The sequence below is a fragment of the Pseudomonas sp. F220 genome (assembly GCF_057813935.1).
The window spans coordinates 41,371-62,234 of the sequence record NZ_JBVASJ010000012.1 but is presented as its reverse complement, the minus strand read 5'-3'; the positions used below and the strand labels follow the sequence as shown (position 1 = coordinate 62,234).

The window sequence follows — 20,864 nt, the reverse complement described above, 5'->3', positions numbered from 1 at the left end:
GGGAATTCCTTAGACGTTTTCAAGCTTGGACGGCGAAGGCTGGCCAGCGCGCTGGGCGAGCAGGTGATCCAGCCAGTCGGGATCCATTTCCGGTTCGGACGAAAACAGCAGTCCGGTGTAGTCCTGATGAGGCGGTGTGAAGATCGCGCTGCGGGTGCCGTGGTCGACTACCCGTCCGCGCTGCATCACCACCACTTCATCGGCAATTGCACGCACAGTGGCGACATCGTGAGTAATGAACAGGTAAGCGACGCCAAGCTGCTGCTGGATACGGTTGAGCAATTTCAGAACCCCTTCGGCCACCAGCTGATCCAGCGCGGAGGTCACTTCGTCGCAAATGATCAACTGCGGATCGGCCGCCAGCGCCCGGGCAATACAGATGCGTTGCTTCTGCCCGCCGGACAATTCGCGGGGCTGACGCTCCATGAAGGTGGCAGGGTCCAGCTCAATCATCTCCAGCAACTCGGCGACCCGCGCACGCATGGCCTTGCCCTTCAGGCCGAGGTAAAACGTCAGCGGCCGACCGATGATGTCGACAATGCGCTGGCGTGGATTCAAGGCGGTGTCCGGAATCTGGTAGATCATCTGAACCCGCCGCAACTGTTCCTTGCTGCGCTGACGGAAGTCCGCCGGCAAAGCCTCGCCGCCATACAGCACCTGACCGGAAGTCGGCGGCAGCAGGCCGGTAATCAGCCGCGCCGTCGAACTCTTGCCGCTGCCGGACTCGCCGATGACGGCTAGCGTCTGTCCGCGATACAGGCTCAACGAAACATCGTGCAAAACCGGCTGATGGCCGTAGCTGGCGCAGGCCTTGCGCAGCTCCAGTAACGGAACTTCCTGTTGCGGACACGGCTTGGGTTCGGTGCGAAAGCTACGCACCGCCCAGAGTGATTTGGTGTAATCCTCTTGCGGGTCGCGCAGCATCTTGCGGGTCTCGGCTTCTTCCACCAGTTTGCCGTGACGCAGGACCATGATCCGGTCGGCCATTTGCGCAACGACTGCCAGATCATGGCTGATGTAGATGGCCGCGCTGCCGAATTGCGCCACCGCGTCGCGAATCGCCGCCAGCACTTCGATCTGGGTGGTCACGTCGAGTGCGGTGGTCGGTTCGTCGAAAATGATCAAGTCGGGATGGCACGCCATGGCCATGGCGGTCATGACCCGTTGCAGTTGCCCGCCGGACACCTGATGGGGATAACGCTGGCCGATCTGCTCGGGATTGGGCAGGCTCAGCACTCGATAGAGTTCTACCGCCTCGGCTTCAGCCTGAGCGCGGCTGATGCCACCATTCTTGACCGCCGTTTCTACGTGCTGATCGATCAAACGATGCGCTGGGTTGAACGATGCCGCGGCGCTTTGCGCCACATAAGCGATGCGCAGCCCACGCAGTTTGCGCAGTGTTTCGGGTTTGGCCTGCAGCAACTCCATGCCGTCGAAGCGCACCGAGCCGCCGGTAATCTTGCAGCCGTCACGGGCATAACCCATGGCTGCCAGGCCAAGGGTTGACTTGCCGGCGCCGGACTCACCGATCAGGCCCAGCACCTCGCCGCGCTGCAACGTCAGGTCGATGCCTTTGATCAGTGGATGCCAGGCGTCTTCGTAATGACCTTCGATATGCAGGTCGCGGATTTCCAGCAGCGGCTTGTCGTTGTTGAGGGTTGGCGTGTTCATGTTCAGCACTCCTTGAGGCCGCTGGATTTGTGCAGCATCCAGTCGACAACGAAGTTGACGCTTACGGTGATCAACGCCACCGCCAGAGCTGGCAACAATGGGCTGATGTCGCCGAAAGTGATCAGCACCGCGTTGTCACGGACCATGCTGCCCCAATCGGCAGTCGGCGGCTGAATGCCCAAACCCAGGAACGACAGCGCACTGATAAACAGAAAGACGAAACAGAAACGCAGGCCGAATTCGGCAATCAACGGCGCGGCGGCGTTGGGCAACACTTCACGGGTCACCAGCCACCACAAGCCTTCGCCACGCAGGCGCGCGGCTTCGACGAAGTCCTGAACCACGACGTTCATGGCCACCGCCCGTGACAGACGAAACACTCGGGTGGCATCCAGCAGCGCGATCACCAGCACCAGCGAGGTGGCGGTGGTGCCGACCACACTGAGAATCAGCAAGGCGAAGATCAGTTGCGGAATGGCCATCAAGATGTCGACTACCCGTGACAATCCCTGATCGACCCACCCACCCTTGATCGCGGCGATCAGCCCGCTCAAACCGCCGAGCAGAAACGCCAGTACGGTGGTGAGAAAGGCGATGCCCAAAGTGTTGCGGGCGCCGTAGACCAAACGACTGAACATGTCCCGACCGAGGTTATCGGTGCCCAGCAGGAATTGTCCGCTCCAGGCCGCAAAGCCGTCGCCGACCACTTCGGTTTCGCCATAAGGCGCCAGTACCGGGGCGAACAGCGCCACCAGAATGTAAATAATGATCACCAGAATCCCGAATTTCGCACTCAGCGGTGCCCGGGCCAGTTCTTTGAGCAGGCTCATGTTCTACCCCTTCGGATGCATCAGGCGTGGGTTGCTGGCGATGGACAGCACATCGGCCGTGGTATTGAGCAGAATGTAGGTCGCGGCAAAGATCAGGCTGCACGCCTGCACCACTGGAATGTCGCGTTTGGCCACCGAGTCCACCAGCAATTGGCCGAGACCGGGATAGACGAACACCACCTCGACCACCACCACGCCGACCACCAGATACGCAAGGTTCAACGCCACCACATTGACGATGGGCGCCAGCGCATTGGGCAAGGCATGGCGCAAGATGATCCGCGACTGGCTGATGCCCTTGAGCCGCGCCATTTCGATGTACGGGCTGGCCAGCAGGTTGATCAGCGAAGCGCGGGTCATGCGCATCATCTGTGCAATCACCACAAGACTCAGCGTCGCCACCGGCAGGACCGAACGTTCCAGCACCGTGCCGAAGGACGCGTCCGGCGCCAGATTGGAAATGCTCGGGAACCAGTTGAGCTTCACCGCGAACACCAGAATCAGGATGTAGGCAACGAAGAACTCCGGGAAAGACACCGCGCTCAGCGCCGAGGTGTTCAGCAGACGGTCGAACCAGGTGTTGCGATATAGCGCCGCCAGCATCCCCAGCACCAGGGCCAACGGCACCGAGACCAGTGCAGCCAGCGCCGCCAGACTCAGCGTGTTGCCCAGCCGCGCGCCGATCAGTTCGGCTATCGGCCGCTGGTTAGCCAGCGAGACGCCAAGATCACCTTGCAGCAGGTGCCAGATCCATTGAACGAAGCGGGTAAAGGGCGGTAAGTCCAGCCCCAACTGAGTACGGAAAGCCGCCACGGTTTCGGGCGTCGCTGACTGGCCGAGCATGGCCTGGGCGATATCGCCCGGCAGCATGCCGACCGCCAGGAAAATAATCACCGACACCGCAAACAGTGATAACAGCCCCAAAGCCAAGCGCTGCAACAGCAGCTTGAAAATACTATTCAACGCAGGATCCTCGAGTTGGCGCTGGGGTCGCCGACCTGCGCACAGGCCGGCAATCAACGATCAGATGTTTAGGCTTGCCACCAGCGCTCGATAACCCGCAGGCCATCCAGTTCGCCGTAAGGAGCCGTTTGACCGCCATGACTGACCTTGTTCGAACGCGCGGCAACGGAGCTGGCGAACAACGGCACAATCGCCCCGCCATCGTCACGGCACAGCGCCTGCATTTCGTTGTACATCTCACGGCGCAACGGGTCGTTCATCTCGCCTCGGGCGGCGTTCAGCAGCTGGTTGAAGCGCCCGTTGTCCCAGTGGGTTTCGTTCCAGGCCGCGCCCTTGGCGTAACCGATGCTGAACATACGGTCAGCGGTCAGGCTGCTGTACCAGAACGAGGTGGTGAACGGTTGTTTCATCCAGACGTTGGAGAAGAAGCCGTCTGCCGGTTCGCGCACGACGTCGATATCGATACCGGCCTGGCGCGCTTGCTCTTTAAACAGTACCGAGGCGTCCACCGCACCGGTGTAGGCGGCGTCGGACGCTTGCAGGCGCACCTTGAGCGATTCGACGCCGGCCTTGCGCAGGTAGAAACGCGACTTGTCCGGGTCATAGGTGCGCTGCTCCAGCGCGGTATTGATAAAGCGGCTGCCGGGCTGGATCGGATGGTCGTTACCGACCAGACCGTAACCGTGCAGCACCGAGGCCAACAGGGTTTCGCGGTTGATGGCGTGCTTCATCGCCATGCGGATATCGTTGTTCTTGAAGTCCTGGCTGTCGCACAGCATCGGGAAAGTGTAGTGCTGCGCACCCTTGGTTTCTTCGATCACCAGATTCGGATTGCGCTTGAGCAGCGCCACGGTTTTCAAGTCGACCTTGTTGATCACATCGACTTGTCCGGTGACCAGCGCATTGACCCGCGCCGCACCATCGGCAATCCCGATCAACTCGGCACTGGCGAAATGCGCCCTGCCCGGTTTCCAGTAATCGGGGCTGCGTTCCAGTGCCATGCGCACACCCGGATCGAACGCCTTGAGGCGGTAACCGCCAGTGCCGACACCAGCGTGCCAATCGGCTACACCGTCCTTGCTCGGCATGATCACCAGGTGGTAATCGGCAACCACATAGGAGAAGTCAGCGTTACCCGAATGCAGCTCGAAAACCACTGCGTCGGTGCCCTGCGCGCGCACGTGGGCGACATCGCCCAATACGGTCTTGGCTGCCGATGTGGACTTCTCGCCAAGGTGGTGATTGATCGACGCCACCACATCTTCGGCTGTCATGGTCTTGCCGTTGTGGAACGTCACGCCCTGGCGCAATTTGAAGGTCCAGATACGCGCATCCGGCGACGATACCCAACTCTCTGCGAGCTCGGGAATGGCGCTGCCATCCACGGCAATTTCAGTCAGGGTGTTGTACACCGCCGAGAAGCCAACGAAAGTGAACGTGTCGCTCCAGGAGCCAGGATCCAGTGAGTCCGTGGTGCTGGCACCCGCTAGACCAAGGCGCAGCACACCGCCCGGCTTGGGCGTCGCTTCCTGGGCAAAGGCCCCGAACGGCAGGCCCATGGAGAACGCAGCAGCCACCATCCCGGCAGCGGCGCTGTGTTTGAGAAAATCCCGGCGAGGAAGATTGCAGTCATGAATCGCTTGAGTAATTTTGTTTTTGTTATCGCTCATTGCATTACCCCTGATGAATAGCAGAGAAAATGATTCGAAGGTTTTACCGAAGCTGCTAGTATTCCTAATTGTTACCGTAACAAAAACATTAGCGATTTCACAACGTAAATTCCATGCCCGGACGGGTAATTTTCAACGATGGAATAATCCGGTTTTTACAGGGAGCCTTTTCGCCTCATGAGCCAGTCGACCCGTTTGATCACCGCCTCTTACATTCTGTCGTTCGTGGCCGCCAACGCGCCGCAGAGGCTGCGCACCGAAACCATTGCCAAGTGGGTAAAAACCCACCCGACGCGGGTGCGCAATCTGGTTTCGCAGATGGTCAAGGCCGACATTCTCAAGTCCTGGCGCGGTGCTAAAGGCGGGCTGACGCTGGCCAGACCCGCCAATGAAATCACCCTGCGCGAGGTCTATGACGCGGTGCAGGAAAGCTCGCTGATTGCCGAGAAAATCGACAACCCGTTTTCTGGCATGGAGGACCATTGCAAGGTGTTTGAAGTCTTCACTCAGCTGTTCGCAATGCTGGAAAACAACATGCGCCTGGATCTGGGAACCATCACCGCCGACCAGTTGTTCGTGGCCTTCGATACACCGCTTGAAAACCGGGCTTGAGGCGATTGCAGTGCACATTCCCTGTGGCGAGGGGGCTTCGAACGCTGCGCCCCCTGTAGGAGCGAGCTTGCTCGCGATGGACTCAAGGGCGACGCGTTTATCCAGCAAACACGCGTCATCGTTAACGTCCATCGCGAGCAAGCTCGCTCCTACATGAGGCCGTGTTCCCTCGCCACAATTGATCACCAGTCTTTCGATTTCCGTATCACATTTGCATCGCCTTCACTTCGACAAACTCGGCCAGCCCTTCTTCGCCCCACTCGCGACCGTTGCCCGACTGTTTATAGCCGCCAAACGGCGCCTGATAGTTGAACGCCCCGCCGTTGATAAAGCACTGCCCTGCACGCATTTGCCGGCCCAACCCGAGTGCGCGCTCAGTGCTGCCAGCCCATACGCCGCTGGACAGGCCGAACGGCGAGTCGTTGGCCATTTGTATCGCGTGCGCTTCATCCGTGTAGGGAATCAGGCACAGCACCGGGCCGAAGATTTCTTCCTGGGCGATGCGCATCCGATTGTCAACATCAGCAAACAGCGTTGGCTTGACGTAAAAACCGCGCTCGAACTCGTCGGCGGTTTCGCCGCCGCACAGCAGGCGTGCGCCCTCTTGCTGACCGACTTGAATGTAGTCACGCACGGTACGTCGCTGCGCCGCCGAGCACATCGGACCCAGGAAGCTCTGCGGGTCGAGCGGATCGCCCATGCGCAGGCTTTGGGTCTCTGCCAGGGCCAGTTCCAACGCCTCGGCATAGCGGCTGGCGGGCAGCAACATGCGGGTCAACGCGGTGCAGGTCTGCCCGGAGTTGATCATCACGTCCTGCACGCCATAACGCACGGCTGCTGCCAGATCGGCATCTTCGCCGATCAGCAATGGCGACTTGCCGCCCAGCTCCAGACAGACCCGTTTGACCGAAGGCGCTGCCGCCTGCGCCACACGAACGCCAGCGCCGGTGGAGCCGGTGAACGACACCATGTCCACGTCCGGGTGTTTGGCCAACGCTTCACCGACCTTCGAACCCGGCCCGCTAACCAGATTGAACACCCCGGCCGGCAGGCCAATGGCTTCGATCATTTCGGCCAGCAAGAAAGCATGCAGCGGGGTTTCCTGACTCGGTTTGACCACCACAGTACAACCAGCGGCCAGCGCCGGCGCGAGTTTGCCGATCAACTGATGCAGCGGGTAATTCCACGGATTGATGAACGCGCAGACGCCGACCGGCTCGCGGATCACCAATGAGTTACCAACCTCGCGTACCTCATCCATCAGCCCGGCGATTTCGATGTACTGCTCAAGCCCGGCAATCGGTCCATCGACTTGCACCGAGCGGCACCATTGAACCGGCATGCCGAGTTCGGCGGTGATCACCTCCGCCATCTCGTCTGCCCGCGCGCGCAACTGGTCGGCCAATCCGCGGATGTAAGCTGCACGCACACTGGACGAGGTTCGCGACCATGGGCCGAAGGCCTGCCGTGCTGCGGCCACCGCGCGTTCGACATCACGCTCGTCGCCCAACGGCACCACGCCTGCAACGTGTTCAGTGGCCGGGTTGATCACCTCGGCCATGCCCTGGCCAGAAGGTGTCTGCCAGGCGCCGTCGATAAAAAGAGCCGTGTATTTACGCATCAACCAGTATCTCCATCAATTCATTGGCGCAGCGCGCGATACGCTGGCAGGCATCACGCAGCGGTGCGGCGCCGAGCACCAGACCCAAGCGAATATGCCCGGCGGCGCTGGGGCCAAACGCTTCACCGGCCAGTACCGACACACCGTGTCGATCCAACAAGCGGTCGGCGAATGCCTGGGCACTGAGCCCGGTTTCGCGGATGTCGACCATCACGAACATGCCGCCATCGGGTTTCAACGCACGCACGCCGGGGCAATCGGCCAAACATTCGCAGACCAGATCCCGGCGCAGGCGATAGGCCTGGCGCATGGACTCCAGTTCCGGCAGTTGGGTTTCCAGCGCGACTACCGCGGCGTCCTGAATGAAATCCGGAGAGCCATAGAGCATGCACAGCGCGAGGTTTTCCAGATGCTCGGCGAGTGACTGCGGCGCGACCACCCAACCGACACGCCAGCCGGTCATGGCGTGGGACTTGGACAGACTGTTGAGCGTCGCGGTGCGCTCGGCCATGCCCGGCAAACTGGCCGGGCTGATATGTTCACCCTCGAACAGCAACTCGCTGTAGACCTCATCGGAAATCAGCCACAGATCATGAGCGATGCACAGTTCGGCCAGCACCTGCCAGGTTTTGCGCGGCAAACTGGCGCCAGACGGGTTGTGCGGACTGTTGAGCGCCAACGCCCGAGTGCGCGGTGTAATGCGCGCGGCGACGTCTTCAGGTAATACCCGAAAGCCGTTCTCGGAACGCACTGGCACCGGAATCACTACCGCACCGCAGGCACCGAAGACCGCTTCATAGGTGACGTACATCGGCTCGGCGACGATCACTTCGTCACCGGGATTGAGCACGCACTGCGCAACGCTGAACAACGCACATTGCGCGCCAGCCAGCACGACAACCTGATCGGCATCGACCTGCTGACCACTGCGTTGGTGATGGCGTTTGGCAATGCTTTCACGCAAGGCACGCTTGCCGCGTACTTCGGCGTAATGGGTATTGCCCGCCAGCAGGCTATCGATGGCCGCTTGCACGATCGGCACCGGGGTATCGAAATCCGGGTCGCCGACCGAGAGCAGCAGAATATCTTTGCCCTGCTCCTGAAGCGCCAGGGCACGGTAATGAATTTCCCAGGCCGCAGCGCCGTCACCGGCGATACGTTGGGTCAGATCGGAAAAACGCATGATGGTTTGTTCCTTATTGAGGGTTTAACCGACCAGCGCACAGGCGTGCTTGAGTTCGATCAGGGTCACGCCGTTTCGGCTGAAACCGGCACGCAGCTCGGTTTGCAGTTCGTCCAGGCTCTGCGGCTGCGTCACGGTGCAACCAAAGGCGCGGCCCAAAGCAGCAAAGTCCGGGTTGCGCGGCAGCACGCCAATGGGCTCGATATCCAACCCGATCATGTCGTCGCGGATCTGCCCCAAGGCATCGTTGTTCCACAGCAGCACCACCAGTGGGCTGTCCAGCTCTTCCACAGCCGTCGCCAACTCTTGCGCGGTGTAGAGAAAACCACCGTCGCCAACCAACACCAATCCGGGCCGATTCGGCGCACCGAACTTGGCCCCAATACCCGCCGGCAAGCCGTAACCCAAGGTGCCGTAGCCCGTCGGATGCAGCCAACTGCGCGGCGCATTGCTGCTGAAGGCGTAATTGCCGGTGTAGGCCAGTTGGGTCATGTCGCTGCTGATAAAGGCGTTGTCCGGCAATTCAGCCGAGACGCGGTCGAGAATCGCCTGATGGATCGACTGCAAAGCCCCGTGCCCGGCCTTGACCGCTTTACGCAACGAGTCGACTGCTTGAATGGCAGCACTCGCATCGCGTGCGGGTTCGGGCAGACGCGCCAGCAAAGCGGCCATGGTTTGCTGTGCATCACCCTGCAAGGCAACGGCGCACGGGTAAAAATCGTTGAACTTGCGCGAGTCGATATCCACCCGCAGCAGCTCGGCATTCAGCGGCAGACGCTCACGCCAATAGTCGGTGTCGGCCATCTCCGTGCCGACCGCGAGCACCACATCGGCTTCGGCGATCAGCTTCCAGCCAGGCTCCACGCACAAGGTCGAACCGGCATTCAGTGGCGCATCCGGCGGCAACAAACCCTTGCCGGCGACGCTGCTGAAAAACGGCGCAGCCAGTCGCGTGCTCAAGGCCTCAAGCGCTTGCGCCGCATTCAGCGCACCGCCACCGGCGATGATCATCGGGCGGCGCGCCGCCTGCAGTTTCGCCACTGCCAGATCCAGCGCCTGGGCGGCCGGTACACCACGTCCCGGACGGCGTACCACTTCATTGCTCCAGTCACGCGTCACCGGCGCAGCCAGTACATCCAGTGGCACGGAAATATGCACCGGGCGCGGACGCTCGCTGTCGAACACCGCGTAAGCGCGGGCGATCAGTTCGGGCAAATCCTCGGCACTCGAGGCCACCGCCGAGAACGCCGTGATCGGCGCGGTCATCGCGCGCTGATCCTGGGTTTCGTGCAGGCAGCCCCACCCTTTGCCCAGACTGGCCGTGTGGTTGACGCTGGAAATCACCAGCATCGGAATCGAGTCGGCGTAGGCCTGGCCGATAGCGGTCGCGGCATTGGTCACGCCGGGGCCGGTAATGATGAAGCACACACCCGGTTTGCCACTGACCCGCGCATAGCCGTCGGCCATGAAACCGGCCCCTTGCTCATGACGGGTCAGCACATGGCGAATGCCGCTGCCAGGCAAGCCGCGATACAGCTCCAGGGTATGCACACCGGGAATACCGAACACGGTGTCGACGCCGTAATTGGCCAACAGGCGCACCAGGGTCTGGCCGCCGGTCAAGGTTTTGCTTTGCATGCTCATATCCTCAGGCCTGGCCGAGGCGAATCAACGCATCGACCGCAGTCGTGCCTTGGGCACCGACCAACAATGGGTTCACATCAAGTTCGAGCAATTGCCCGGCGTTTTCACAGGCGAAGTCCGCAACGGCACGGATTGCGGCAACCAGCGCGTCCAGATCCGCCGCTTCGCGACCGCGAAATCCTTGCAGCAACGGTGCGCTACGCAGGCTCAGCAACGCCGCGCGAATGGCCCCGTCATTGGTCGGCAACAGCAGGCTGCGGCTGTCCTGGAGCAGCTCCACCAGAATCCCGCCAGCGCCGATGACCAGCGCCAGCCCGAAGTGGGTTTCACGCTTGATCCCCACGATCAACTCGGCCAACGGCGGCGTCGCCATGCGCTCCAGTAGCACGTGATCGAACGGCACACCCGGCGCGTAGTCGGCAATCCGCCCGCGCATCTGTTCCAGCGCGTCGCTCAATGCCTGCGCATCGCGCAGGTTCAGCGCCACGGCACCGGCTTCAGTCTTGTGTGGCAATTGGGCACTGACTGCCTTGAGCACCAGTGGATAACCCAGGGAATTTGCCGCTGCCAGCGCGTCGATTGGGGCACTTAGCAGGCCTTGCGGCGTCGGCAGGCCAAAGGCACGCAAGGCCTGCTTGGACTGCCATTCATCCAGCAACTGCCCCTCACCTTCCAGCGCCTGTGGACAAATCGGCACCAATGCCGACTCACCGAGTGCCAGCAATGCCTGACGATTCTGCTGATAACCGGCGATCCGGCCCCACGCGGCCAAACCATCTTCCACACCTTGCAACGCCGCCACGCCGCGGGCATGCAGACGTTCACGGGCGCTGGCCGGAAGCAGTTCGGGGAAAGCAGAGGTGACGAAACCGGTCTTGCCATGGCGGGTCAGCGCCGAGCAGTACAGCTCCAACAGCAGATCACATTCCTTGCGCTCGCCGGTCGCTTCTGACGGGTAATCAAGCACCAATACGGCGGCATCGGCTTCAGTGCGCAGGGCGCTGTCGAGCATCTTGTCCAGCGCTTCTCGGTCACCCCAGATCGCCGTGGTGAAATCCAACGGGTTGACCAGGTTGGCGTAGCTCGGCAGCACTTGATCCAGTTCGACCCGCTGGCTTTCGTCGAGTTTGGGCAGGCTCAACTCATTGCGTTCGGCGTAGTCGGCAATCAGCCCCGCATCGCCACCGGAACAGGCCAGTGCGATCAGGCTCTTGCCTGCTGGTAAATTGCCGCAAGCGGCGGCTTTCAGGGTTTCGACAAAACTCACCGGACCGCTGACGCGAATCACGCCGAGGCGATCGAACAGGCTGTCATACAGCGCATCGGAACCCGCCAGCGAGCTGGTGTGGCTGAGAGCCAATTCGGCGCCGATCTGCGACACACCGGTTTTCAGTGCGATGATCGGAATGCCCTTCTCCAGCGCCTTGTGCGCCGCGCGGGCAAAGCCTGGAACGTTCTTCAACCCTTCCAGATGCAAGCCGATTGCCGTGACGCGCGGTTCATCGAGCAACACATCCATCAGTTCAGCGATGCCCAATTGCGCCTGGTTGCCGACTGAAGCCATGTAGGCCACCGGCAACGAGCGGTCACTCATGGAGAGGTTGTAGGCGAAGTTGCCGCTCTGAGTCAGTACCGCCACGCCCTTCTCGACCGTCTTGCCGCCATGGGCGACCGGCCACAACGCGGAGCTGTGCAGGTAATCGAGCAAACCGTAGCAGTTGGGGCCGAGCAAGGCCATCTCACCGGCGGCCTTGAGCAACTGGTCTTGCAAGGCCTGACCTTCTGCGCCGGTTTCGGCAAAACCGGAGGCGTAGCAGATCGCTCCGCCTGCGCCTTTGGCCGCCAGTTCGGCGACACAGATCAAGGTCAGCTCGCGGTTGGTCGCAATGAATACCGCGTCCGGCCCGCAAGGCAGTTCTGCGACGCTGCGCACACAGGGCACGCCTTCGAGGCTGTCGTGCTGCGGATTGACCAGCCACATCTGGCCTTGGTAGCCGCCTTCAGCACAGCGCTTGAGCGCACGGGCCATGCTTCGGCCACCGATAAACGCCAGATGGCGCGGCGCGAGCAGGCGTTTGAGGTTGTCGCGAATGTGTTGGGACATAACCGTTCTCCGACCCGATCAGCGCAGCAGCGGCCGCAGCAGCTCGCGGGAAATGATGTGACGCTGGATCTCCGAGGTGCCTTCCCAGATCCGCTCGATCCGGGCGTTGCGCCAGATTCGCTCCACCGGACCTTCGTCCATCAAACCCATGCCGCCGAAAATCTGCACCGCTTCGTCAGCCACGCGACCCAGCACTTCACTGGCGAACAACTTGGCCATCCCGGCTTCGCCGTCGGTCATGCTGCCTTGATCCATTTTCCAGGCGGTGTGCAGGGTCATCAGTTCCGCAGCGCGGATTTGCGTGGCCATGTCGGCCAGCTTGAACGACACCCCTTGAAAGGTGCCGATGGGTTGACCGAACTGCTTGCGATCCGCCGCCCATTGCAGCGAAACGTCCAGCGCACGTTGGGCCTGACCAACGCAGTTGGCAGCGACCATCACCCGTCCGGCGGTCAGCCAGGCGTTAGCCACGTCCCAACCCTTGCCGACTTCGCCGAGCACTTTGGAGGCCGGTACGCGGCAGTCGTCGAAGAACATTTCGTAGGTGTGATAACCACGGTTGCTGACGCATTTCGGCCCGCGGCGGATGGTCATGCCCGGCGTGTCGCGGTCGACCAGGAACGAGGTCACGGCGTTGCGCTTGCGACCGTTGTGTTCGTAGGTATCGGTCACGGCAAACACAATGGCGAAATCGGCGTGCCCGGCATGGCTGATGAAGTGCTTGCTGCCGTTCAACACAAAATCATCACCCTCGCGTACGGCGCGGGTCTTGATCGCATTGGCGTCGGAACCGGCGCCCGGTTCGGTGAGTGCGAAGCAGTCGATCTTTTCACCCTGGATGCATGGCAGCAGGTAGTCCTGAATCTGCTGGCCGGTGCAGGCCATGAGGATTTTCGACGGGCGTGCGACAAACACATGCAGCGCCCACGACACCTTGGACAGTTCACGTTCGATCAGCGCCTGGGACAGGTAGTCGAGCCCGCCGCCGCCGACTTCTTCCGGCATATTGAAGGCATAGAAACCTGCCGCCACAGCCTTGCCGCGAATCTGTGCAGCCAGTTCAGGAGAGACTTCATCGGCGCGATCAACCGCTTCTTCATGGGGCAGCAGTTCCTTGGCGACAAAACTGCGAACCGCATCCACCAACATTTCTTGTTCTTGGGTCAGCTGGAAATTCATTGCGCTACCTGCTCTTCGATAACTGAGTGTTCGATGACGTTTTATTCGTGGGCTGGAAAGCCGCGCCCGTTTGTCGACGCTATTGGGTCGACCCTATTTACCGGCAAAGACCGGCGCGCGTTTTTCCATCGCCGCGCGCAACGCTTCGGCGCCGTCTTCACTGCGACCACAGAGCAAACCGGCGGCAAGCTCCGCGCTCAGTTGTTCAGGCAGACTGCGCTGGGCGCCTTCACGCATGAGTTTCTTGGTCTGGGCAAAGGCGAAGGTCGGGCCGCTGGCCAGCCGTGCGGCCAGTTCGCCGGCCACGCTCAGCAGTTGCTCATCGGCACACACTTCGCTGACCAGACCTGCCGCCAAGGCGCGATCGGCACTCCAGAGTTCATCAAGGAACAACAGACGCTTGGCCTGTTCGGTACCGATCAAGCGCGGCAAATGCCAGCTGGCACCGGCATCCGGCGAGTACGCCATGCTGGTGTAACCGGCCTTGAACCGGGCGGACTGCGCGGCGAGGCGCAAGTCGCAGCACAGCGTCAAATCCATCCCGGCGCCGACGGCGGTGCCGTTGATCGCGGCGATGGTCGGTTTATCGAGGCTGTACAGACGACTCATCATCGCGTGGGCGGTTTCGGTCCAGCCGTAGCTTTCCAGCGCACCGCGAGACTCCGCTTCAGCCCATTCAGCGAGGTCTGCGCCGGCGCAAAAACTGCGGCCAGTGCCAGTCAGTACGATGACCCGCACAGCCGGGTCGGCGTTGAATTGATCGAGCAAGGCGTGAAGGCTTTTCAGCGTTGGGATGTCCAGCGCATTGCGCTGCGGTGCACGGTTGAGGGTGATCCAGGCAACGCCTGCTTCGACCTGACTGAGCAGAGAAGATTGAGTAGTCATACGAGTCCTCGAATTGTTGTGTTTGGCATGAGATGGGACCGACATGGCACCCATACTAAACGACTGTTCAGTAAGGCGGCAATCCTGCGACCGAGCTGCCTGTAACAGCCCAATACGATCAATAAGTTATTGATTTAAATAGATAAAATATTGAGTCCTGAAGGAGTTGCGGAAAAGTTGTTACATCTTTGAACAACTGACTACGGAGGCTGCTTGCGAGGGTCTTGAGGTCAAGGAGATCCAAATGTAGGAGCGAGCTTGCTCGCGATGGTCGTTAAGGTTAACGCGTGCTTCCTGATGAAACGCGTCAGCTTCAAGTCCATCGCGAGCAAGCTCGCTCCTACATTGGCTTTTCGTTTGTTGGTTTAAACCGTCGGCAGGGCCTGCGCCAGAGCGGCCTGACGTTTGCGGTTGGTCAGGAAGTAAGCGCCGTAGCAGATGGCAATAAAGCCAAAACCCCAATACAGAGACGGACGTTGCGTCTCGTCAATGGCCAGGAATACGAACAGCGAGCAGCACAAGGCGATGCACAGCAGCGGCAGGAACGGGAACCACGGCGCACGGTATTTCAGATCGCTGACCTTGCCGCCGGCCTTGATGTAGGCGCGACGGAATTTGTATTGCGCCAGGGCGATCACGATCCAGGTCACGGTGCCGGACATACCGCTCACGGCCATCAGCACCATGAACAGGGTGTCGGCGGCGACGAAGCTGGTCATCAGCGAGACCAATGCAAAGCACAGGGTGATGCTCAGAGCGCGCAACGGCACGCCGCGAGAACTCAATGGCGAGAGGCTTTTCGGCGCCATACCGGTTTTCGACATCGCCCAGAGGATACGGGTCGAAGCGTACAGGCCCGAGTTACCGACCGAGAGAATCGCGGTCAGGATCACGAAGTTCATCAGGTCCGCGGCGTAAGGAATGCCGACCATGTCGAACACCTGCACGAACGGGCTTTCCATCAAGCCGGCCTGCTGCCAGGGCACGATGGCCGACAGCACCACAATCGCCAGCACGTAGAAGATCAGTACACGGAACACCACGTTGCGCACGGCTTTGGGAATACTCTTCTCCGGCTGGTCGGTTTCGCCAGCGGCAACGCCCATGATTTCGCAGCCCTGGAAAGCGTACACCACGGTCATCATCACCGCGAACACCGCCGAGAGGCCGTTGGGAAACAGCGAGTCACCGATCAAGTTGCTCATCATCGGTGCCGGTGCGCCACTGGTCAGCGGTATCGCGCCGAAAATCACCAACACGCCAACGATGATAAAGCCGAGGATCGCCGCTACCTTGATGCCGGAGAACCAGTATTCCGCTTCACCAAAGGCACGGGTCGCCAAAGCGTTCAGCCCAAACAACACCACCACAAATAGCGCAGACCAGTACCAGATCGGGATGGTCGGGAACCAGCGCACCATCAACATGCCCGCGGCGGTGAATTCCAGGCCGACCGTGGTCGCCCAGCTCATCCAGTAGACCCAGCCAATCATAAAGCCGGTGGCGGGCCCGATGTACTGGGTGGCGTGGGTCTGGAAGGAGCCGGAAACCGGCATCTCCACCGACAACTCGCCGAGGCAGACCATCACCAGATACATCAGGAAGCCGGCCACCAGGTAAGCCAGAATTGCACCCACTGGCCCGCCCTGGTTGATCGTGAGGCCCGAGCCCATGAACAGCCCGGTGCCGATGACCCCGCCCAACGACAGCATGAAAATGTGTCGGCTTTTCAAGGCACGGGTCAGCTGTATGCCTTTACGTTCGATAGATTCGCTCATGACAGCACCTCTTAAAACTGGGCGAGGTGCACGGCGGATGACAGGAGGTCATCGCGCGGGGAAAGATCAGCTTTACGGCAGTTCATTATTATTATCTCCAATAAGCTTCGAAGACCGCGTCCGGCGCGGTTGTCCCGATTATTGGAAAGCCATGTAAGTTCGCGTTGTACGCAAAGATCAAAGATGTAAAAAGTCGTAACGAATTTGTACGTCAGGCGTTCAACACGTCCACCAACACACCTTGCGAGCGCTGCAACACCCCATGAAATTGCGGCACCAGCGCGTGTATCGCCACGGTGTCGTTGATCAGTGCGGCCTCCTCGAAGGCTCGCAAGACATCGGCCAAGGCGCGGAACCCCAGCGAATCGCTGCTCCCGGCCAAACGATGGGCCAGATGCGCCACTTCCGGGCAGTCACCCGCTTCAATGGCTTCCGTTAGCGCCGTGCGATGCTGAGCAATCGAGTCGCGCAACACCTTCAGCAGGCCGTGAAGTTTTTGTTCGCCGAGCAAGGTGCGATGGGTGTGCAGCAACTGCCAGTCCATCAGCTCGTGTTCCAGCTCAGGCTCGGGCATGGGCGATTCACCGGCCAATGCCTGGCGCAGACTGTCGAGTTTCAACGGTTTGGCGAGAATGCCCTGCATACCGGCATCCAGATAACCGCGTACCAAGGTCGGCTGCACGCTGGCGGTCAGGGCGAAAATACGGCTGTGTTGATTGGGCCCAGACGTGCTGCGGATCAGCCTGCACAGCTCGACGCCGCTCATTCCCGGCAGGTGCACATCGAGCAGAATCAACTCGAAGGATTGCTTGCGGCATAACGCCAACGCTTGCTCGGCATCTTCCACGAGGCTGACCTGATGCCCGTCTCGCTCCAGCAAACCGCTGACCACCTCGCGGTTCAACGCCACATCTTCGACCACCAGAATGCTCAGCGCATGGCCAGGGCTACTGGCGACCGTGACATTGGTAGCACCTGAGGCCGGTTGCAGGGTCAGCTCGAACCAGAAGCAACTGCCCTGCCCCTCCTGACTGTCGACCCCGATGCGCCCACCAAGCAATTCCACCAGATGTTTACTGATCGCCAATCCCAACCCGGTACCGCCATAGCGCTGCGCCACGTCTTCGCTGGCTTGAGTGAAGCGCTCGAAAATCTTTTCCTGCACCGCCGTCGCGATACCGATGCCGTTGTCGGTCACGCTGAAACGCAGGCGCTGTCCAGTTAGCTGATCGTCCGCAGCCAGCAGCGCAACCTCAACCGTGATCTGCCCTGCCTCGGTGAACTTGATGGCATTGGCCAGGAGGTTGCTCAACACCTGACGCAAAAACTGCTCGGCGCCATGGCAACGATCTGCGACCTGCGGATCAAACCGGGTATGCAGTTCAGTGGCAGTGCTCAGCGCCCTCGGCTCAAGCAGTGTCAGCACCTCATCGATCAGTTGCCTGACGGAGAAGTCGACCCGTTCCGGACGGCTTTCACCTTCTTCCAGGCGGGCGAAATACAGCACTTCGTTGAGAATCGTCAGCAAGCCTTCGCCGGCCTTATACAATGCCTCCAGGCGTTTGCCATCGCGCTCGTCGAGGCCCGCGCCACGCAGCAGTTCGGCCATACCAAGAATGCCGTTGAGCGGCGTGCGCAGTTCATGGCTCATGGTGGCCAGGAAACGCGACTTGGCGAGGTTTGCCGCTTCGGCATCGTCCTTGGCACGCAGCAGACTGGCGGTGCGCCGCTCGACCATTTTCTGCAGTTCGTCGCGCTTGTCTTGCAATGCCAGACGGTCGACTTCGCGCCGGTCGATATCGCTGAGGATTGCCCGGCGCATGTCATCCAGCGCGTGGGCCACAGTATCGATTTCGTCCTCGGTACCGGTGCGGCTTTTGTCCAGCCGCAAAGGCTCGTGCCAGTCACCGGCGGCAATGCGCCGGGCAAACTCGGCCATGACCTGCAAATGCCGGGTCACCAGACGGTAGAACAACCCCGACAGCGCAACCGCCAGACCGCAGAGGAACACGCTCATCCACAGCAGACTGGTCAGCCCCGTGGCGTACAACCGGTGGTACACCGCCCCCAGATCGGTACTGACTTCCAGCTCGCCCAGATGCCGCGACGGGCCGGCCGGCGGCTGATAATTCAGTTCGAAACGCTCGATGCGCAACGGCCCGAGGGGCGACTTCTCGCCTTGCAGCAGATCGAAGTCAGGGCTGCTCAAGCGCACCCGGGCCACATCGGAAAAATCCACCAACCCGCGCAGTTGCACATTCAACTGCTCCTGGTTCAGATCCCAGAGGCTGCGCTCCAGGCTTGCCAGGTAACCGGCGCGAATCAGCTCCATGCGCGAATCGATATCGCGCATTTCACGGCGGTACTCGAAATACAGCTGCACGGTGCTGGCCAGGATGGTGAAGCACAGGCTGAACAGCAGGATGAACAGCAGCAAACGCCGCAACAGACCGTTGGGACTAGCGCGTGTCATTGCGCATCCGCCGGCAGGTTGATCATGTCTCGATAGGTGGCTTCACTTTCGCTCAGCCAGCGTTCGACTTCGCCGGCATCGACCATCCGCTGCAGTTCGGCGTCGATATCGGGCATGCGTTCGGCCAGCGCAGAACGGCGTGACACCGCGACCCGCAAATAGTCCACGCTTAACGAATTGGGCAACGCCACAATGTCTGCGGCGCCCGGCAGGTGTTCAACGAACAGCTGCCCGGTACGTCGCTCCTGGGTGATGAAGTCGATCCGGCCGCGAATCAACTTGCCAAAGTTCTGTCGACTGTCGGAGACCCATTCGATATTGCCGTGCTGAGCGACGAAGCGATCGAAGTCCAGCCCATAGCTTTCGCCGAACAGCAGACCGCCGCGATAGTTGCCCAGGTCTTCAAGCCGTTCGAACTTCACCGGGTTCTTGCGATTGACGAATACCGCGACTTCTTCGCGCAACACCGGCACCGTCGAGAAGCGCATGCTCTGCTCCCGCTGCGCCGTGCTGTAGGCCAGGACCACGTCGACGCGGCCCTCAGCGGCGTCCAGCAAGCAGCGTTTCCAGTTACCCAGCACGACGATGTCGACCTCGTAACCCAGGTGACCAAACAGGCTTTTGACCACGCTGGGCGCAAGGCCACGCACCTGTTTGCCATCGCTCCAGGAAATCGGCGGGTAGACCGGATAATCGCAATAGCGAATTCGCTCGGCCGCCGCAGCGCTTGTGCCCGCCAACGCCAACAACAGACAGACCAGCCGCAACATACCGTTCAGGCAGCCACACTGGCGGTGAACAAATAACCAGCGCCATGGATGGTAATGATCAATTGTGGTTCGGCGGGATCGTCATGCAGCTTGCGCCGCAAGCGCCCGACCAATACGTCGATGGAGCGATCATTGGGCACCCATTCACGGTTGCGGATCTGATCCATCAACTGGTCGCGACTCAAGGTATGGCCGCTGTTGCGCAGAAACACGCTGAGCAACTGGTATTCGCCATGGGTCAGCAGGGTTTCGCCACCGGCATGATCGATCAAGCGCCGACGATCGGTGTCCAGCGCCCAGGCAGCGAACTGTTTGACCTGCTGACGAGGCAGCGCTGCGGCAGGTTTCTGCAGTTGCGCATGGCGAACCCGGCGCACCAGGTTTTTCGCCCGCGACACCAGTTCACGCGGATTGAGAGGTTTGATCACGTAGTCATCGGCGCCACATTCCAGGCCGACGATGCGGTCGATTTCGTCGTTGCGCCCGGTAATCAGGATGATCCCGACTTCCGAACGCACGCGCAGCTCGCGGGTAAGGGTCAGGCCATCCTTGCCCGGAAGGCGGATGTCCAGCATCACCAGGTCGACAGCATTGGACGCCAAAAAGGTTTCGGCCAGCTCCGCCGTGGCGGCGCAGTGCACTTCATAGCCTTCCTGCGAGAGGTAAGCGTGTAGGAGTTCGCGAATCAGCGGATCGTCGTCGACGATCAGTACCCGAGGAGTCATCGCTTGTAGTCCTGCCTGTGCCCGGAGGCGCGTTTCTTATTAGAATTTTTCCTGCATCAGCGGCAGAGAGTATCCATTGCTGAACGATCGATCAACAGCCCTCCGTCTGCAGCCGGAAACGCTGGCGACCGCCCGCCTGCAAACCGTCGACCCAGGCTTCGCAAATCTGGATGCCCTGATTCGGGGTGAAGGTGCCGGGGTTGAGTCCCGACTCCAGCCATAAGCCGTCGAGCAGCGCGCTCAAGCCGATGGCGGCAAGGTCGGCATCGAAGTCGTCCCAGCCCTCTTCCTGTGCCAGATCGTTGAGTACCTTGCGCAATTCGGCGCGGTACTCGCCGTAGGAATGTTCGTGGGCGAGGTTGATCGCTTCGGCGGTTTTTACCGCGCCCCAGAACGCCAGCCAGGCATCCAGCAATTGTGGATCCAGCAGCTCAGCCGAGAACGAGCCGCGAAAAAACGCCGACAACCGCTCACGCGCGTTGGGTGCGGCCTGTTCCATGGCTTCGCGTAACAGGCTCATGACCCGGCCAGTGATCGCCATATAGGCATCGGCCACCAGCTCATCCTTGCCCGAGTAGTGATGACTGATCAGCCCAACCGAAACCCCCGCCTCAGCCGATATCTTGCGGATCGAGGCGCCCTGGAAGCCGTGGCGCTTGAGGCACACCAGCGTGGCCTCGATCAGATTGGCCTTGCGCAACTCCGGCTCCATTCTGGAAAAGCGGGCTTCCTGAGTCATCGGGTCAATCTCCTGGG

At 60.8% G+C, this 20,864-nt stretch carries 16 protein-coding genes; 1 reads left to right on the top strand and 15 read right to left on the bottom strand.

From position 1 onward, the window contains the following. Positions 1–9: 9 nt before the first annotated feature. The 4 genes from ACZYSM_RS13140 to ACZYSM_RS13125 form a co-directional block, all read right to left on the bottom strand. Positions 10–1,671 carry an ABC transporter ATP-binding protein gene (locus ACZYSM_RS13140; RefSeq protein ID WP_489071924.1) on the bottom strand — a complete coding sequence of 554 codons (1,662 nt, stop codon included), beginning with the start codon at positions 1,669–1,671 and terminating at the stop codon, positions 10–12. A gap of 2 nt (positions 1,672–1,673) precedes the next feature. Beyond that, on the bottom strand, positions 1,674–2,501 hold the full coding sequence (locus tag ACZYSM_RS13135) for an ABC transporter permease (protein WP_489071923.1): 828 nt from the start codon (positions 2,499–2,501) through the stop codon (positions 1,674–1,676). Positions 2,502–2,504: 3 nt separating this feature from the next. Continuing rightward, positions 2,505–3,464, bottom strand: coding sequence for an ABC transporter permease (locus tag ACZYSM_RS13130; protein ID WP_489071922.1), 960 nt, complete (start codon positions 3,462–3,464; stop codon positions 2,505–2,507). Positions 3,465–3,532: 68 nt separating this feature from the next. After that, positions 3,533–5,134, bottom strand: coding sequence for an ABC transporter substrate-binding protein (locus ACZYSM_RS13125; RefSeq protein ID WP_489071921.1), 1,602 nt, complete (start codon positions 5,132–5,134; stop codon positions 3,533–3,535). 177 nt (positions 5,135–5,311) lie between these two features. Here ACZYSM_RS13125 and ACZYSM_RS13120 point away from each other — a divergent pair, with 177 nt between their 5' ends. Next, entirely contained in the window at positions 5,312–5,746 is a 435-nt protein-coding gene (locus ACZYSM_RS13120) for an Rrf2 family transcriptional regulator (RefSeq protein ID WP_489071920.1), read from the top strand. A 205-nt stretch (positions 5,747–5,951) separates the two neighbouring features. Here ACZYSM_RS13120 and ACZYSM_RS13115 read toward each other — a convergent pair whose 3' ends face one another. From ACZYSM_RS13115 to ACZYSM_RS13065, 11 genes are all read right to left on the bottom strand, one after another. After that, a complete protein-coding gene (locus ACZYSM_RS13115) occupies positions 5,952–7,367 on the bottom strand; it encodes an aldehyde dehydrogenase family protein (RefSeq protein WP_489071919.1) in 1,416 nt (471 codons plus the stop codon). After that, positions 7,360–8,550 carry a pyridoxal phosphate-dependent aminotransferase gene (locus ACZYSM_RS13110; protein WP_489071918.1) on the bottom strand — a complete coding sequence of 397 codons (1,191 nt, stop codon included), beginning with the start codon at positions 8,548–8,550 and terminating at the stop codon, positions 7,360–7,362. Before ACZYSM_RS13110 ends, ACZYSM_RS13115 begins: the two co-directional genes overlap by 8 nt. Before the next feature lie 24 nt (positions 8,551–8,574). Then, a complete protein-coding gene (locus ACZYSM_RS13105) occupies positions 8,575–10,188 on the bottom strand; it encodes a 5-guanidino-2-oxopentanoate decarboxylase (protein WP_489071917.1) in 1,614 nt (537 codons plus the stop codon). 10 nt (positions 10,189–10,198) lie between these two features. Then, positions 10,199–12,298, bottom strand: coding sequence for an acetate--CoA ligase family protein (locus tag ACZYSM_RS13100; protein ID WP_489071916.1), 2,100 nt, complete (start codon positions 12,296–12,298; stop codon positions 10,199–10,201). 18 nt (positions 12,299–12,316) lie between these two features. Beyond that, entirely contained in the window at positions 12,317–13,477 is a 1,161-nt protein-coding gene (locus ACZYSM_RS13095; RefSeq protein WP_489071915.1) for an acyl-CoA dehydrogenase family protein, read from the bottom strand. A gap of 93 nt (positions 13,478–13,570) precedes the next feature. Further along, positions 13,571–14,362, bottom strand: coding sequence for an enoyl-CoA hydratase/isomerase family protein (locus ACZYSM_RS13090; protein WP_489071914.1), 792 nt, complete (start codon positions 14,360–14,362; stop codon positions 13,571–13,573). 365 nt (positions 14,363–14,727) lie between these two features. Continuing rightward, positions 14,728–16,140, bottom strand: coding sequence for an amino acid permease (locus ACZYSM_RS13085; RefSeq protein WP_489071913.1), 1,413 nt, complete (start codon positions 16,138–16,140; stop codon positions 14,728–14,730). Positions 16,141–16,351: 211 nt separating this feature from the next. Continuing rightward, positions 16,352–18,613 (bottom strand): ATP-binding protein, encoded by a 2,262-nt coding sequence (locus ACZYSM_RS13080; RefSeq protein ID WP_489071912.1) that lies wholly within the window; start codon positions 18,611–18,613, stop codon positions 16,352–16,354. Next, positions 18,610–19,383, bottom strand: coding sequence for a substrate-binding periplasmic protein (locus ACZYSM_RS13075; protein ID WP_489071911.1), 774 nt, complete (start codon positions 19,381–19,383; stop codon positions 18,610–18,612). The genes ACZYSM_RS13080 and ACZYSM_RS13075 overlap by 4 nt, the downstream gene beginning before the upstream one ends. Before the next feature lie 5 nt (positions 19,384–19,388). Continuing rightward, entirely contained in the window at positions 19,389–20,108 is a 720-nt protein-coding gene (locus tag ACZYSM_RS13070) for a response regulator (protein ID WP_489071910.1), read from the bottom strand. A gap of 91 nt (positions 20,109–20,199) precedes the next feature. Beyond that, complete coding sequence (locus tag ACZYSM_RS13065) at positions 20,200–20,847, bottom strand: TetR family transcriptional regulator C-terminal domain-containing protein (protein ID WP_489071909.1); 648 nt, start codon at positions 20,845–20,847, stop codon at positions 20,200–20,202. Between the last annotated feature and the right edge of the window lie 17 nt (positions 20,848–20,864).

Bases quoted from the DNA above. Each gene is read 5' to 3' on its own strand.
- ACZYSM_RS13080 (WP_489071912.1), bottom strand. From the start codon at position 18,613: ATGACACGCGCTAGTCCCAACGGTCTGTTGCGGCGTTTGCTGCTGTTC.
- ACZYSM_RS13065 (WP_489071909.1), bottom strand. From the start codon at position 20,847: ATGACTCAGGAAGCCCGCTTTTCCAGAATGGAGCCGGAGTTGCGCAAG.
- ACZYSM_RS13125 (WP_489071921.1), bottom strand. From the start codon at position 5,134: ATGAGCGATAACAAAAACAAAATTACTCAAGCGATTCATGACTGCAAT.
- ACZYSM_RS13110 (WP_489071918.1), bottom strand. From the start codon at position 8,550: ATGCGTTTTTCCGATCTGACCCAACGTATCGCCGGTGACGGCGCTGCG.
- ACZYSM_RS13075 (WP_489071911.1), bottom strand. From the start codon at position 19,383: ATGTTGCGGCTGGTCTGTCTGTTGTTGGCGTTGGCGGGCACAAGCGCT.
- ACZYSM_RS13090 (WP_489071914.1), bottom strand. From the start codon at position 14,362: ATGACTACTCAATCTTCTCTGCTCAGTCAGGTCGAAGCAGGCGTTGCC.
- ACZYSM_RS13100 (WP_489071916.1), bottom strand. From the start codon at position 12,298: ATGTCCCAACACATTCGCGACAACCTCAAACGCCTGCTCGCGCCGCGC.
- ACZYSM_RS13070 (WP_489071910.1), bottom strand. From the start codon at position 20,108: ATGACTCCTCGGGTACTGATCGTCGACGACGATCCGCTGATTCGCGAA.
- ACZYSM_RS13095 (WP_489071915.1), bottom strand. From the start codon at position 13,477: ATGAATTTCCAGCTGACCCAAGAACAAGAAATGTTGGTGGATGCGGTT.
- ACZYSM_RS13105 (WP_489071917.1), bottom strand. From the start codon at position 10,188: ATGCAAAGCAAAACCTTGACCGGCGGCCAGACCCTGGTGCGCCTGTTG.
- ACZYSM_RS13085 (WP_489071913.1), bottom strand. From the start codon at position 16,140: ATGAGCGAATCTATCGAACGTAAAGGCATACAGCTGACCCGTGCCTTG.
- ACZYSM_RS13120 (WP_489071920.1), top strand. From the start codon at position 5,312: ATGAGCCAGTCGACCCGTTTGATCACCGCCTCTTACATTCTGTCGTTC.
- ACZYSM_RS13135 (WP_489071923.1), bottom strand. From the start codon at position 2,501: ATGAGCCTGCTCAAAGAACTGGCCCGGGCACCGCTGAGTGCGAAATTC.
- ACZYSM_RS13140 (WP_489071924.1), bottom strand. From the start codon at position 1,671: ATGAACACGCCAACCCTCAACAACGACAAGCCGCTGCTGGAAATCCGC.
- ACZYSM_RS13115 (WP_489071919.1), bottom strand. From the start codon at position 7,367: ATGCGTAAATACACGGCTCTTTTTATCGACGGCGCCTGGCAGACACCT.